The sequence below is a fragment of the Arthrobacter livingstonensis genome, assembly GCF_003219815.1.
GTDB classification, from domain to species: domain Bacteria; phylum Actinomycetota; class Actinomycetes; order Actinomycetales; family Micrococcaceae; genus Specibacter; species Specibacter livingstonensis.
Window position 1 is genome coordinate 1 of record NZ_QJVD01000049.1, and the last position, 15,038, is coordinate 15,038.

12 protein-coding genes and 1 pseudogene are annotated in these 15,038 nt (G+C 61.3%); 10 read left to right on the forward strand and 3 right to left on the reverse strand.

Annotated elements, in window-relative coordinates:
• Positions 1-92 precede the first annotated feature (92 nt).
• Complete coding sequence (locus CVV68_RS21785; RefSeq protein ID WP_245933727.1) at positions 93-752, forward strand: GGDEF domain-containing protein; 660 nt, start codon at positions 93-95, stop codon at positions 750-752.
• A gap of 685 nt (positions 753-1,437) precedes the next feature.
• Here the strand turns inward: CVV68_RS21785 and CVV68_RS21790 are convergent.
• Complete coding sequence (locus CVV68_RS21790) at positions 1,438-2,793, reverse strand: sensor domain-containing phosphodiesterase (protein WP_211320961.1); 1,356 nt, start codon at positions 2,791-2,793, stop codon at positions 1,438-1,440.
• A 1,056-nt stretch (positions 2,794-3,849) separates the two neighbouring features.
• Here CVV68_RS21790 and CVV68_RS21795 point away from each other — a divergent pair.
• From CVV68_RS21795 to CVV68_RS25010, 5 genes and pseudogenes are all read left to right on the forward strand, one after another.
• Complete coding sequence (locus CVV68_RS21795; RefSeq protein ID WP_170133307.1) at positions 3,850-4,989, forward strand: EAL domain-containing protein; 1,140 nt, start codon at positions 3,850-3,852, stop codon at positions 4,987-4,989.
• A gap of 143 nt (positions 4,990-5,132) precedes the next feature.
• On the forward strand, positions 5,133-5,507 hold the full coding sequence (locus CVV68_RS21800; protein WP_110503096.1) for a DUF7793 family protein: 375 nt from the start codon (positions 5,133-5,135) through the stop codon (positions 5,505-5,507).
• Positions 5,508-5,870: 363 nt separating this feature from the next.
• Positions 5,871-7,409, forward strand: a pseudogene (locus CVV68_RS21805) (putative bifunctional diguanylate cyclase/phosphodiesterase).
• Positions 7,410-7,418: 9 nt separating this feature from the next.
• Complete coding sequence (locus CVV68_RS21810; RefSeq protein ID WP_110503090.1) at positions 7,419-8,237, forward strand: class I SAM-dependent methyltransferase; 819 nt, start codon at positions 7,419-7,421, stop codon at positions 8,235-8,237.
• Positions 8,238-8,528: 291 nt separating this feature from the next.
• Positions 8,529-8,747: a helix-turn-helix domain-containing protein gene (locus CVV68_RS25010; protein ID WP_368773194.1), complete on the forward strand. Its 219-nt coding sequence runs from the start codon at positions 8,529-8,531 to the stop codon at positions 8,745-8,747.
• Between the two features lie 348 nt (positions 8,748-9,095).
• On the opposite strand, the gene CVV68_RS25120 is transcribed toward CVV68_RS25010, so the two are convergent.
• A complete protein-coding gene (locus CVV68_RS25120) occupies positions 9,096-9,377 on the reverse strand; it encodes a helix-turn-helix domain-containing protein (protein ID WP_110503097.1) in 282 nt (93 codons plus the stop codon).
• A gap of 218 nt (positions 9,378-9,595) precedes the next feature.
• Entirely contained in the window at positions 9,596-9,898 is a 303-nt protein-coding gene (locus CVV68_RS21825) for a DUF4193 domain-containing protein (protein WP_110503091.1), read from the reverse strand.
• A gap of 840 nt (positions 9,899-10,738) precedes the next feature.
• Between CVV68_RS21825 and CVV68_RS21830 the strand changes: the two genes are divergently transcribed.
• The 4 genes from CVV68_RS21830 (at position 10,739) to CVV68_RS21845 (ending at position 14,944) form a co-directional block, all read left to right on the forward strand.
• A complete protein-coding gene (locus CVV68_RS21830; protein WP_110503092.1) occupies positions 10,739-11,626 on the forward strand; it encodes a hypothetical protein in 888 nt (295 codons plus the stop codon).
• 558 nt (positions 11,627-12,184) lie between these two features.
• On the forward strand, positions 12,185-12,589 hold the full coding sequence (locus CVV68_RS21835; protein WP_110503093.1) for a hypothetical protein: 405 nt from the start codon (positions 12,185-12,187) through the stop codon (positions 12,587-12,589).
• A gap of 74 nt (positions 12,590-12,663) precedes the next feature.
• Complete coding sequence (locus CVV68_RS21840) at positions 12,664-13,623, forward strand: DDE-type integrase/transposase/recombinase (RefSeq protein WP_110503094.1); 960 nt, start codon at positions 12,664-12,666, stop codon at positions 13,621-13,623.
• 274 nt (positions 13,624-13,897) lie between these two features.
• Positions 13,898-14,944: an IS110 family RNA-guided transposase gene (locus CVV68_RS21845; RefSeq protein ID WP_110503095.1), complete on the forward strand. Its 1,047-nt coding sequence runs from the start codon at positions 13,898-13,900 to the stop codon at positions 14,942-14,944.
• Positions 14,945-15,038 lie beyond the last annotated feature (94 nt).

A 15,038-nucleotide genomic window follows, 5' to 3' on the forward strand; every position in this document is an offset into this window, starting at 1 on the left:
CCCAAAACCAGCAACAACGCGCTGCTGCCTGACCAAAAAGAAACTAACCAACTGTCCCAGATCCTTGACACACCTCAGACGTACTGGCCGGCATGAACGCCGGCGCTGACGATTACGTCACCAAACCTTTGGACCCATTCACCCTGCATACCCGCCTGATCGTCGCGCTCAGAGTGACCTCATTGCACTCTGAATTGGCCGGCTACCGCCGGACACTGGCCGAACAGGCGCGCACAGATCCGTTGACGGGCCTGCGCAACCGGCTGACTCTAGCCGAAGATCTCGAGCTGCTGCACAGCCGCAGCCAGCGCTACGGCCGTGACTATTGTCTGGCTATGTGCGACGTGGACAACTTCAAAAGCTACAACGACATCCACGGCCACCAAGCCGGCGATGCCGCATTAAAAGCCGTCGCAGCGACCCTTGCCAGTCAGATCCGCGAAAGCGACGGCATCTACCGATACGGTGGAGAAGAATTCCTCCTCCTGCTCTCGGACCAGTCATGGCCGGGGGCGCAGGCAGTGATGGAACGCGCCCGGGCTGCAGTGCAGGAGCTGGGCATCACCCACGCCGGCGACGACTCCGGCGTACTGACCATCAGCACAGGGATCTCGAACTACCAGCCAGGACAGCAGATCAGCAGCAAAGAACTCCTGACGGAAGCCGATACGGCACTCTACGCGGCCAAGACGGCAGGCAGAAACACTGTGTCCCTCTCGGAATCGATCCACCAGGACTTGGGGCAGCACTAACATGGGTACTTGCCTGCCCATGAGAATCTAAATTCCATGGGAGACCAGGCGGCGTGAAGGACAAGGACCCTAAGCCACTATTATCCCAGCGCCTTAGATGTCCTCTGGATTGACGGCGACCTCACCTTTTCAATAACCACGACCCCATCCACCTCCCATGCCCAGACGCGGTCCTCACGCAACCAGCGTTGCCCATCCCTCGGGCATATTGGAGGCTATAGGCGGGTTCTCCCGGCACTGCGGTGAACCCATGACGACGGGCCTGAGCGTGGAACGGTCCGTCGTGTCAACGTTTTCTCGGGGTCTGAGGGGGAGAGCGAGCTGGAAGTCTGTTTGTGCACGATGCTGCTCCACTGCCAGTGCGGATTCCAGATCGAGCTCCCACCCACCGGGGGAGGCCCGCGATGGTCCTTTCCGGTCAAAAACATGGCCACCGGAATGGAGCCTCGGGGGCCGGGTCAGCGTGGGCGCCCGGTCCTCGTCCCGGCGCCCGTGTGCTTGGGTGCGGGCCCTGTCGTCCGCAGTCAGCCGGCTGGTCGAGCAGGTCATTGACACTACCGGCATCGATCCCTGCCGCGAACCCGGCGGGCTGGACCTGGTCCCTGCACCTCACCGAGTTGTCCGGCGGTGTGGCCGCTTCCGGGCAGGTGCGGCCATCAGGCCGCCGGGGTACCGGTGCAGAGGCTCATTTAAATATGTGTGGGTCTGTGGGGCTCGGGGGCTTTTCCTTAGGTCGGGGCGGGTTGTGCCATTGGGCCCAGTCTGTGGGGGTGATTGACGGCCGCCCGAGGAGGTATCCCTGTCCTAGGGTTATGCCCAGCCGGGTGAGTGTGTGTTGTTCCGCGTCAGTTTCGATTCCTTCTGCCACGAGGGCTGCGTTGATGTCGGAGGCGAAGCTGACCATGGCGCTCACTAGTGCCTGCTGTGCCTGGTTGGTGTCGATACCGGCGATGATCTCTCGGTCCAGTTTGATCAATGCCGGCCGGAGCTGGAGGATGTGGCGCATTGAGGCATACCCGGCGCCCGCGTCGTCTACGGCAATCCGCAGTCCCGAACACCGCAGGGGTGCCAGCGCGGCAGCTAATGGTTCGTAGTCCTGGACTTGGTGTCGTTCTGTGATTTCTAGGACGATGCGCCCGGTGGGGATTGCCGAGGCCTGGAGCAGACTTCCAAGCCGGGGGTCCAGGCATGCGAGTGGGGAAAGGTTCAGGGCCACATACAGCGGGGCTGGTACCCGCGCTGCGGCTGCCAGCGCGGTTTCAAGGGCAAGGAATTCCAGATCAACTCCGAGTCCGACCGAGGTGGCCTCGAGGAACCAGGTTTCAGGGGACTCATCGGGTGAGCTGTTGAAGCGTGTCAACGCTTCGGCGCCGTGGATTGAACCGTTTTCCAGGGAGCGGATCGGCTGGAACGCGGTACGCAGCGCACGGTCGTTCAGGACTGCCTTGATTCTCGTCTCGATCTCGGGGGATCCGGGAACGTGAGAAGATTCTGACTCCAGGGGCCGGGCGGTTCCTGCGAACCCGGCCGGCTGGCCTGAGGCGTCGTTCAGGGCCTTGCCGGTGACTTCAACCAGGACTCGACTGCCGTCCCGGTGGCGGCAGACAGTGATCAAGCCCTCCCAGCTGGCGTCCGGTTTGTCGGCCGCTTTACGTGCCGTCAGGGCTTCTGCCAAGTCTCCAGGATCCATGACCATGCTAAAGGGGCGGCCCAGGAGTTCAGCCGGGCTGTAGCCGGTCAACTCCTGGCTGCTCGCACCACAGAAAGTGAAACTGCCATCGGGGCCCACGGACCACAGCCATTCCCTGCTCGTGTCCAGCACTGTCTGGACCAGCTGGGAGGCCCGGGTTTCCTGAAGTTTCTCCCTGCGCCGCCGCCGCTCCAGCCGCCACAGGGAGAAGAACGCCACAGGGACCAGTAACAACACCAAAAAGTCCGCTAACCAGACGGACACGTCCGTGCCGGAGAAGACGTCGTGTGCGAAAAGTGCGGGCAGCCGCAGTGCCAGGGCAACCCCGCTCTCAACTCCGACGCCAAGCAAAATCCACAGAACTACGATGGAAGCCAGGCCCCTGCGGGGGCCAGCACCCTTTCGCGTCCTGGCCGGACCCTTAGCATTCCGCTTTTCCGGCACATCCCGGTTCTCCCGGTTCTTCCGGTTCTCAGGCCGCCAAGGCCCAGGTCCTCTGTCCTGCGTCATCAGCCCACCCTCCCGCTATCCGAGGTTCAGATTACGGCACGCCGGTCACGGAAAGAACTGCGTCGTCCAATGCACAATATGTCCCCACCGCTCAGCGCTGAGAAACGGTTGAGGGGTTTTCCCCGACCCGCATCCCAGCTTTATCTAAGCTAACACCGGAGGACACCAAACCCTCCAAAAAGACGCTGACTCTCCCATACCAGCCCCTCAGGCCCAGTCCTTGATTACAAGGCGGACCCTGGCCCGGGCCCCACATGACAGTACTTAGCGGGAACTTGGGACTGTCCCCCTGGGTGGCCTCCTTCGATCCGGATCCGGAGCGACCCCGACGTCGGGGCGTCAACCATCTGCGGACGGCCGACGCGGGTACTGCAGCATCAAATTGCGACCTGGACTGGAGTCGGCGGAGACGGTCGTGCGCGCGGGATGGCTCGAAGTGGTTGAACTGTTGACTCGGTGGCCTGAAGTGGGCGTCGCGTGGATTCAACCAAAAAGAATTCGTTCAAGGGAGTGCTGATGTGTTCTCTGAGTACGTGCCTGATGAAATGAGGCAAAATAGCGGGCCAGCTGCGATTCGTGGTAGGAGGCCAGGCCGGCGGGCTGGCCTCCGGTCATAGTCACGACGACGACGCTGTAAGAGGCCGACGTGGCATTCCACTATTTCGAACATTGAACGCCGGCAGGCCATCTGGACCGGGCGCTGTCAGAAGTCGCTTACGGACGGGTCGGCTTTTACCCGTGTAGAGTCAAAGTAACCTGCGGGTTTTGATCTTGGACCGACGACGGATCGGGACCAGCAGGCAGGTCCCGGGCTCAGCCGGGACCGAGCCCAAAGGAATATCTATGTCAACGCAGAAACCGTATCCTCGTGCAGCGACAGACGCCGCGAAGCATTTGGTGTCCGAGGCGTCCAAACCGCCAGCGGACGATGGTCAGGGCGTGTTGCGAGCCCAGACGCAGGAAATCATCGATCAAGTCCTGGCGGGTTCTTCTCCGACGGCTGCCGGGATGCGTGCACAACTACGCGAGCATGTCGCCGCTCATCCAGGGCGACCAGAAACGGCGCTGCGGGATCATTTGGCTGCTCTCAGGCCGGAACTGGCAGCAAAGATTGACCAGCGTGTTTCCAATGGTCAGGTTTCTTCGAACACCCAGCTCTCGGAGCTCTCATCGCAGGCGGCAGAACAGGGCCATGCCTCGAGGCAGGGGGTTGGCCGGGCGCGGCTCGAAGCGGTGTTGCGGGACCGGATGCTGGTGACCGCGTTCCAGCCCATTTACGACCTGCTCACCGGCTCCGTGGTTGGTGCGGAGGCGTTGACGCGCTTCGTCAGCGACGGGGCTGACCCTGCGGTGTATTGGTTCGCGGAAGCTGAGGACATCGGGCTGCGCACAGATCTTGAGTTCGCCGCGCTGGAGTCGGCGCTCACGTCCGCACGGGAGCTGCCTCCCGAGCTTTTCGTGGCGTTGAAACTCTCCCATACGGCTTGTTTGGATAATCGGCTGCCGGCACTTATCGGCCAAACGTCGCTGGCGCCGGATCGGATGGTCCTTGAACTCTCCGGACGTATCGGCGCGGATCAGGCCGGTCCGCTGGAGGCGGTGTTGGAGCCGTTACGCGGGGCCGGGGTGCGCTTGTCCATCGATCATTCGGGGTCCTCCTTAGTCTCGGCCCGCCATGTCTCTCGCCTCCGGCCGGAAATGATCAAGCTTGACGCGGGCCTGACGGCCGGGATCGATCAGGACAGTCTTCGACAAGATCTCGTGGTCGCAGAGCTCGACTTCGCCCGCCGTATCGGAGCGACCCTGAGCGCCCAGCACATCGAAACAGGGGCCGAACTCGCCACTATGGCCGGGCTCGGAATAACGCACGGACAGGGCTTTCACTTGGGCCGTCCCACGGTCCAACCCCAGGAATGGGCCAGCTGGCAGGAAAACGCCGGGTCTCTGGCAGCCACCATGGCCGGGCTGTCCGGTCCTGAAACTGCAGGGTTCTCTTTCGTGCCGCTGCAGGGATCTCCAGGAGTGGCCAGGGCTTAGGAGATGTTGGTAAGGAATGTTCGCATCGTCATTGTTTGCCGGTCTGGTCTTCAGCTGTTCTATTGGTTTGAGACGTTGAGGAATCCGGTACCCTCTAGGGGGTCGTGGAATGCTTTGGCGGCTGCTCAGGAGAGGGTGTGTTCGTGGATTCGGTAGCTGCGGAGGGTTCAAAGGCAAGTCTCGAACTGAGCAATAAGGGGCTCCTCCATCTGCACTGGCTACCGGGGGTCCACATTCAAGTCGAGGATGCCCGGGCCGCGATGGAGAAAGTCAATGAGGCCTGTCAGCAGGAAGAGCATCCCATGCTCGTCGACATGGCATCAGTGGGTTCAGTCAGCCGTGAGGCAAGAGCTGTTTGGTCCATTCCCTGCAGGGCCTCGCGTATTGCCCTGCTAGGGAAATCTCCGGTGGACCGGGTTCTGGCGAACTTCTTCCTCGGGGTGCACATCCCGCCATGCCCGACTCGTTTTTTCACATCGCGCAGCGAAGCCATGAACTGGCTTAAGGCCGACGCCTGAGCCCCTTGGGGTGTACTGCCTGCCGCGACGATGGCCAAACCCGGGGGTTTGCCCTTGAATGGGCAACAGTGATGGCGGTGCCCGGCGTGGTCCGAACGTGGAGATGTTCGCTGCAAATGGGTGGTCACGTTGGGGCGCCCGCAGGGGTTTCTGGCTGGCCGCCGGGGTGGTGCCCGCCTTCGGGCGGATACTGCTGTTGGTAGAGTACCGACAGTAGGCCCACCCATGTGAGGTTGCGGGCGATCGGAGGATTCTGGACGTGGAGAGCGATAAATCCAGAGTGACCTGGGAGCAGGTGCCAAGTCATCAACCGGGATCCGCACAGGGCGGGGCTACCCTACCATTATTGCGCGTTTGGATGATATGAGCTCGGGAGAGATCGGTGGAGACCCGCGGCTGCAGCAGTTGGTGGATGGTGTTGTCCGGTTGGCTGCCGGTGAGTTGGATGCACGCATGGTCCCTTCGGAAAAGGGGGATGAAATCGATGCTGTCATCACTGGGGTGAACCTGCTCGCGGAGGAACTGGACCATATTTATTCAGATCTTGAACAGCGGGTCGCCGACCGTACCGCCACCTTGCGGCGAACGCAGGCTCAGCTGGAACAGATGACCAAGACGGATGCCTTAACGGGCCTTGCGAATAGGACCCTGCTCGCCGAACGCGTCCAGGAGGTACTGCTGGAGGGTGCCGACAGCGGAAAGGCCCTGGCCGTGCTGGTGCTGGATCTGGACTCTTTCAAGTCCATCAATGACACCCTCGGTCATGGTGCCGGTGACGCCGTGTTGGGCGAGGTTACCGGGCGTCTGCGGTCCGCTGTCAGGACCGGGGACACGGTGGCCCGTCTGGGCGGGGATGAGTTTGCTGTCGTCATTACCGATGCCACAGAAGAGGAGGTCCTGGACATTGCGCAGCGGACCTTGGTGCTATTGCAAGACGGCGTGTACGTTGGAACCGAAACGGTGTGGGCGAGGGCCAGTATCGGGGTGTGCATCGCGGGGCCAGGGTATCAGGCCGAGGCGCTGATGCGCGATGCGGACATCGCCATGTATCAGGCGAAGGCCCTAGGTCGTAACAACGTCCAGCTCTTCCACCCCTCTATGCTTGACGCCGTTCGGGAACGCTCGCGCATATCCGCCGAACTGCGTAGTGCTGTTACCGGAGGGGAACTGGCTCTGTGGTATCAGCCAGTGGTCGAATTGGCATCGGGCAGGATTGTCGGCCTTGAGGCCCTCCTTCGGTGGCATCATCCCGTGCGTGGAATCATCATGCCGGACAGTTTCATCCCCCTTGCGGAAGAAACCGGTCTGATCCTGGACGTGGGACGGTGGGTTTTGCATGAAGGCATCGGCCAAATGAGGCGCTGGCATGACACAGACCCCGCCCTGACGGACGTCCCTGTGCACATCAACCTTTCAGCCACCGAACTACTTCGAGTCGATCTGCTGGAGGATATCAAGGACACCCTCGACGGTCACGGCATAGATCCTAGCCGTTTGGTTTTGGAGATCACCGAGACTGTGCTGATGTCCCGCGGAACGGTGGAAGAGCAGGTCCTGGGCGTGCTTCGGGATATGGGCGTGGGGCTACAAATTGACGACTTCGGTACGGGCTATTCCTCCATCAGCTATCTCCGGACGCTCCCTGCGGACACGGTGAAGGTCGACCATTCCCTGATTGAGGATATTGGCACAGACCCGTAGCAGCAAGAATTTGTTGCTGCCATATTGCAGCTGATTTCCGCTGCCGGGCTCAAAGTGATCGTGGAAGGCGTCGAAACCGCCGAGCAGGCGGCCCAGCTCCAAGCCATGGGCTGCCTCTATGGGCAAGGCTATTTTTACGGTCGCCCGCTACCGCAGGAGAAGGTACTGGATCGAATCCGGAGCCTCAAGCAGGGAGGATAGAGTTAGGGAATGTCTAAGCTTTGGGAGCAGATGCTCCTTCTCCCCAGGGTCGTACGCCTGGCATCCCGGGCACCGCGGGATCCGAACGCGGCGTGGGAAGGATACTGGCGCGGTATCCATTCGACCGGGCGTTCAGGCGAGGTGCTATGGGACGCCGGGTCCAGGAACGAGTTTGCCCAGTACAGCGACGCGCTGATAGCGCACTTTGATCCGGCCCTTCCGGTCATTGACGTCGGATGTGGCAACGGAAGCTACACCCGCTGGCTGGCCGGCCATTTTCCCAGCGTGCTCGGCATCGATGTTTCTCCCGGCGCGGTCGAGAGGGCGAGGAGCGAGGCTGACGGCATCCTGAACGCCGACTTTATGGTCATGGACGCTACGGGAGCAGGTGCAGGAGGGCAGCTGTTGGAGCGGGTGGGCCTTGCCAATGTTTTTGTCCGTGGCGTTTTTCACGTCCTGAAACCCGACAAGCAGGCCAGCATGGCCGCAAACCTCCGAACCATCATCGGGAACACTGGCCGGGTATTCCTCACGGAAACCAACTTTCGGGGCAACAGCCTCGCTTACCTGCAGCAGCTGGGCGCCACCCGTAGAAGCATCCCCGGACAGTTAGAGCGTGCCCTGGAAAACCTGCCCCGCCCCGGGCATTTCGGCGCTCGGGAACGGCACAGCATATTTCCGGATACTCACTGGAAGGTGATCACGGACGGGCCAGTAAACATCGAAGTGGCGTTGGTGAACTCCACCGGCCTGCCCCAGCAGGTTCCGGGATATTTCGCCATTCTGACCGGTGCCGCCGGCCCCGGACAAGAACGAGAACAGCTGTAACCCCTACTACCGGCTCCCCGCGGCGATGTCTGCAGGATCCGAATACGACAATCGCTTACTCCCCACCACCAACTCCTCAATTCAACAAATTTGTTGCTTCGAGGTATGACACCGTCCGGCGATGCCTCAGACAAATCAGCACCATGCACTTTTCATCGTGTTTGAGGCGGAGAAGTTCTAGCTATCCGAGGGTATTTTCTTGATGACGGACCTCCGATTGTGCGACCTCTGAGCCCTTTACCCGTCCCAGGACGCGACCCGTTCATCACGATCACGACTTTTTTGGCGCAAATGAAACACGAGATCAATTGCGAATGTGTCACCGAATCGACTAGGAAACGCAGGGCAGCGGGGAAGGACTTCGGTGGGCGGCCCAGCCGGGTCACCGACAGCCAGATTCGCAGCGCTGTGCGTCTGGTCGAGGGTGGTGAACCTGCTGCGCAGCTTGCCCGCGATCGGGGAATGTCACGCGCAATGGTTTATGAACGGTCGCGAATAGTCAGCGGTTAGCGCGTCGGGAGGGTCCGCCGCGGGGTTACACTCAGCGGCCACCGGACCCCGGCCAGAGAGCGTCATATTCCACGGCTTGTTGGCGCTGGCCCGCGGCCACGCACCGTGTGTGCCCGGAGTGATCCGAATTTTTTCTGTGTCCTAGGGGAGGATAATGGCGAACACGCTGGTGGTCATCGGTCAGGTAAGAGTTCCGAGGGTGGAATCCACCTACATTGACGCCGATAGAGCAGGAACCGCCCCAGCCGTTGACTCCAATCGAAAAGAGGGCCGTCTCGGAGGTCCCGACCCGGCACGACCGGGTCGGGAGGGAATGTCCCGCGGACGTGCCAGTAGAGCCTCCCTGTTTCAGGGCAACGGAAGTGGGCCGGGACTGATCACGGCGACCTGGGCAGGACCTGTCTGTTGAGGTGATGGCGGGGGATTCACTGTTGTAGTCGCATGCTGCTCGGCGGCCAGGTACTCTTCCATTCCTTCTTCGGGAACACGGTAGGATCTGCCGAAGGGGACGGCCGGCAGCTCCCCGGCATGCAGGAGACGGTAGACGGTCATTTTTGACACTCGCATAGCCAGGGCGACCTCGGTCACCGTGAGGTAGTGCGCGTTCTCGAACTTCTGCAGATCAACCATTGCATCCCACTTTTTGCACATTAACCACGAGTGCAACTTTGCGCACATCATAGGCCCATCAACCCGTAGTTACCAGGGCGTCGTCCGGGCCAGCACCAGTGGTTTGTTGGGGGATTGTATGTATGCGTTTGGTGGCGCATTGGACACCTGAGCATCGGGGCACCAGGGCGCCGTCATGCGACCGTGACTGCGCCTTAAAGATGGCGGATGGGGGCTGTTCAGCTTTCACAGTCGGTGCAGTAGCGTGCGTTGTCTTTCTGGCGGGCGATCTGTGAGCGGTGGCGGACCAGGAAGCAGGATGAACAGGTGAACTCGTCCTTGGCCTGTGGGACGACCTCAATGGTGAGTTCTTCGGCGATAAACTCCCCTCCGGGGCCGTGGCTGTCGTCCAGGGCGTCGGTTTCATCGAGTTCCCGAACAACGCTGCGGGCGTCCGGGGCCTTGGCGGACTGGAGGTCCGCGAGGGAGCGGTCCTGGAATTCCTTGACGTCGGATCGTAATTCGTCGTAATCAGTTGCCACTGCGATCCATCTCTTCTCTCACGCACTCTTGGTCGTGGGAACACTACATGATGTTCCCCGCTTTCCCCAGCCAGCGTACGGCTTCCACCGTGCGGCTGTCACCGTGCGGCCATCGCCATGCGTGATGTCGGTCCCGGCTTCGAGACGATGCTCGGGAGATCGGACGAAGTCGCACGCTACCGGATCGGCTCGGTGAATGCTTCAACGGCCCGCAGTGGAGCGATCGTCCGCATGGTCCGATGGGGTGCTTCAGAGAACGGAAAATACCATGTGAAGGCCTGGAGGAATCAGTTGGCCGTATCCGGGCCAGCAAGATCAGAAGTCCCACTCATGGATCCTGCGGCAGGGGGGCTCGTCCTCGCCCCTTTGCGACGCAACTGTGCCGTAACTGTGAGGTGCGATTCGCTGCCCCACGTGGTCTTTTCCGCGGTTTAAGGGGTCAGACCCAGCTGCGGTCTTGGCAGTTGGCGCGTACCCCGGGCTACTTTCTGGTGGAGGGTTGTTGGACATAGCGGTACACCGTCTTCCGGGATACCCGGAACAGCTGCTCAAGTTCGGCCTGCGTGTGCTGGTCAGTGTTGTGCAGCGTCGGCATATGCTCCTGCTGGGCCGTGGAGCCTTTCGACGGCTTGCCGTCCAGTTTTGTGCCTTGGCGACCGTCATCCTCGCGCGGGTGGGGATTCGGACTGTGTCCTTGCTTACATTTGGGCCAAAGTTGGGGAAACTCCCGGGTGGGCATGGAAACCTCTAACAGTGCCCAGCCGATGCGGCGGGCACCCCTTTGGAGGAATACGTGACCCATCGACGCGACACCGGCTGTACAGGCAAAGCTGGAAAACGATGACTAAAACTGGCAGCCAAGACACTGAAGGGCAAGCCGAGAAGGCCGCCCACGCCAAGAAAGACCTGGGCCTGAGTCCTGTCCAGGTCATTGCCGGCGGTGGCGCCGCCGCAGTGGCTTCCGTCATAGGCGGGCACATCGGCCTCGCGGGAACCGTTGTCGGCGCCTTCCTCCTGAGCGTTGTCTCAGGCATCGCACTGCCGCTCATTCGCGCCTCCCTGGAAAAGAGCCACGAGCAGATCAAGCGCGTTGTGCCCAGACGCACCACGGAGACAGCCCGGACAACGCTCCCACACATGGCCGCGGACACCACTAGCATCGTCCGGGCCACCTCCCACAAGGTCTCCGCCACACACGTGCCGCTGGAGCAACCGTGGGAAAGCATGGCCGATGCGCGGCAGCGCCCCCGCGAGGCAACCACGGGCCGGAAGATCCGAATGGCCATCGGTGGAACAGCCGCCATCTTCATCATTGGGCTGGGCTCGATCCTGGGAATCCAAGCAGCCACTGGTGTCTCACTGTCCCATGGCACCAGCGTCCTCCAATCCGGTATTGCCCAGGTCGTGGCACCTGCCAGTCACCGCAAGGACACTCCCCGCACGGACCTGAAGCCGAAGGGCCCGGCAGTTGAGCCCAGTACCGTACCGACGGATCCGGCCACGGACCCCGCTCTGGCCCCGGCTGAACAGCCGGCTGTGGCGCCCACACCCACCAGCGACCCCTCACCCAGTGCCGACCCCACGACACCCACCGGGACAGACACCCCGGCCCCATCGAGCACGCCCGATCCCGCAACTGGACTATCGAACGGAAACAGCGGTGCGGGCACCTCCGGCAGCCAGGCCCAGCCAAGCCCCGCACCATCTGCCGCCGCCCCTGCACAGTAGGTCTCGGACTACTTGAACTGTCAAAAGAAGCCAGGTGGTAGCGAGAACTCTCTCATGTTCCGAGGGGTACTCTCGATATTTGTTGTGCTGCAGCCGTTATTACTGCTGTGGTATCTGCCTAAAGCATGGAGTCTGGGGCTGAGCCGATGGATGGGTAGGTGTCAGGTGGAGCTTTGAGCCATGCTTCCACGCCGCGGTTGTCACGGCCGTCCACTTTGGTCGATATCCAGGTGCGCAAACTCTCCGTCCTGTAAGCCAGTCCTCCACCGAACAGGGCTGGACATACGATGGAGATCTTTAGTCAGCGGAGTCGGCCAGTTCCGTGAATACGACGATCGGAGGTGCAATGGTTCCCGTAGCTGCCCGGCCGCGTTCGGGAAAGTGAGAGCCGCGGAATCCAGCCACTTTTTGCGACTGAATGTTGAAAATGATGAGTGCCACGTGCTGAAAATGATGACCAGAAACTCAGGAAAAGTCTGTTGAATTAGATGAGTACCCTCTACGTCAAGCTGGTTGTGAGCCACCCGGTTCTTTCTTGATTGATTGAAGGAGACAGCCATGTCAGTTGCGATCCATGGGCAAACGCGTGAGGAAATCCGTCAGGTCGTGCACGAGTACTATCTTCAGCCGCATGGGATGAAGGCGGCATGGCTTGCCGCCCAGTCAGTGCCGGACTGGAAGTTCCGGGGGTGGCGGAAGATGGTGTTCGAGGGCGATCTCGACCGGAACCTGATTCCAAGGGATCATGGGGAGATGAGCCGCACATCTGGCGAACGGTCCGCGTTTGAAAAGGCACGGGCTAAGGAAATCGCTAAACACCAGTTAGAAGTCGAACAGCTCAAGAACCGCATCCGGGAACTCGAGGGATCAAATGCAGCCCTGGGAAAAGCTATCGGGCTCTTGCACGACATGAACGTGCCAGAGCCCGATACGAAGCAGACGAACGATCCGAAAAGTTCATAGAGACGGAGAACCGTCTCGTCCGCACCCTGACGGAGTTCACCGGTTCCCAACGGAAGGCGCTTGAACTGGCTGGCATGTCGCGCTCGACGTGGCATTACCGGCAGAATCCCCGTGAACAGGTCCAGGACCCGATCCACCAGTCCGAGCGCGCCTACGAGTGCCGCGTCAGCCCCGGGGACCGGGAAAGGATCAGCGAGTACATCAAGCTGGGCTGGGCTGAGCAGGTCTCCGTAGACCACTCCTTCGCCGCGGCGTGGGATGACGGGGTCATGCTCGCCTCCCGACGCACCTGGTGGCGCATCGCCGCCCAGATCGAGGACCAGATGCTCCGCCCCACGATCCCCACCAAACGCGAGAACAAGCAGGGCCGGCGGGAGAAGCCCGTGGTGAAGGCCACCGGACCCTGTCAGGCTTGGTCGTGGGACATTACCGATGTTTACTCACCGTGGCGGAAAATCGTCTTCAAGGTCTATTCCGTCATAGACATCTTCTCCCGCCAAATCGTCGGGTGGCGGGTGGAGGACCGCGAAGCCGATCACTTGGCCGTGGAAATGTTCGAAACAGCCATCGCCGAACACGGCGCACCCCAGCTGGTGCACGCCGATTCCGGGCCGGCGATGAAGTCCCACCTGCTCCGCGATGCCCTCAACGCCCACGGCGTGGAACTATCCCACAACCGTCCCTACGTGAGCAATGACAATCCGTTCAGTGAGTCGGGATTCCGGACCATGAAGTACCGGCCGGGCTACCAGCGCATCTTCAAGACCGTCGAGACCGCCAGGACCTACATAGGCGACTACGTGCCTTGGTACAACGCCAAGCACAAGCACTCAGGCATCGCCCTCTTCTCGCCCTCACAGGTCCACGACGGATCCTGGAAAGACGTCTGGAAAACACGCGACCACGCGCTCCAGGGCTACTACACCCAGAACCCCGGAAGGTTCCGCCGGCGACCCACTACACCGGCCCCGGCCGACCTGGCCGGCATCAACCTACCCGAAACAAAACCAGCCATACTAAGCCTTGATCTCTAATTGGATTTGGCTGGTCTGGCACCGGCTGGCAGGATGGTGCGAATCCACCCGGATGTGACTCAGCCTTGATCTGGCCGTTGATTCGTTCAATGTGCCTTTCGGTGGACTCGTCCATCTGGGTGGACTCGCACCGACCTGGCCTCTTGCCATGGCTTGATAAAAGGTTGGCCGCTGCCACTGGTGGCGTGCCTCATTAGAGATTTGCCTGACGAGAACTCCCACCCAGACCGGTGCCCTGCTAACGGCCATCAACCGGAATCGGAGGAACGCCGCCATGCCCTTGGTGACAGAAAAATACGACTACGTCATTGGTATTGATACCCGTGCCCGCACCCACACCTACGCCGCCATCAACACTGGAACCGGTGCACAGGAAGGTTGTGAGGCCTTCCCTGTCAGTCCTGCCGGGATGCGGCGGGCAATCGCCTGGATCGGGCGGAGCTCCACCGGCGAGGTGCTGGCGGCAGTGGAAGGAACCCGTTCCTACGGGTCCTCGATCACCGCCGTGTTGACTGCCAAAAGCATCCCGGTGGTCGAGGCGAAACCGCCGAAGAGGCAGGCCCGTGCCGGGGTCGGAAAAACCGATAAAATCGATGCAAGGGCGGCCGCGATGGGCGTCCTGGGCAAAGACACTGCCGCGCTGATCTACCCGCGAGCCGAGGGCGTACGCGCCGCGATCAGCGTGCTGTTGGCCAGTCGGCGGCGTCTCGATCACCAACGCACCGTGAATCGGAACGCCTTGAATGCGCTGGTGCGCGAAATCAATCTCGGCCTCGACGCGAGGAAGGCCCTCAAGGACCGCCAGCTCATCGACATCAGTGCCTGGCGCCAGCGCACGGATGACACGGCAGAACAACGCATTGCACGGGATGAAGCGATCCGGCTGGCCGCGGCAGTCCTCCACGCCGACAAACAGCTGAAGCGGAACAAAGAGCAGCTGGCCGAGCTGGGCGAGGAGCTCGCCCCCGGACTGCAGAACCAGACCGGCGTCGGCCCCGTAACTGCCGGTGCCATCCTCGTCGCGTACTCGCATCACGGCAGAGTCCGTTCCGAGGCCGCCTTCGCCGCGCTGGCCGGCGCGGCACCGTTGCAGGCGTCGTCGGGAAACACCGTGCGCCACCGGCTCAACCGCCATGGTGACCGGCAATTGAACAGCGCCCTGGACGTGATCGCCAAAACCCGTATGCGGTGCGATGAGCAAACCAAGCAATACGTGGAACGACGCACCGCCCAGGGCTTGAGCTACCGGGAAATCAAACGCATCCTGAAACGCTATATTGCCCGCAGCATCTATCGTCAGCTACAACATCTCACGGCTTGACTTTGAACATAAAAGGGTCCACCGATTTGGTTTGGGGTTGATACGGCGGTTTAAACACGAAATGCCCGTCTTTTCAAGGATAATTGGACTTACC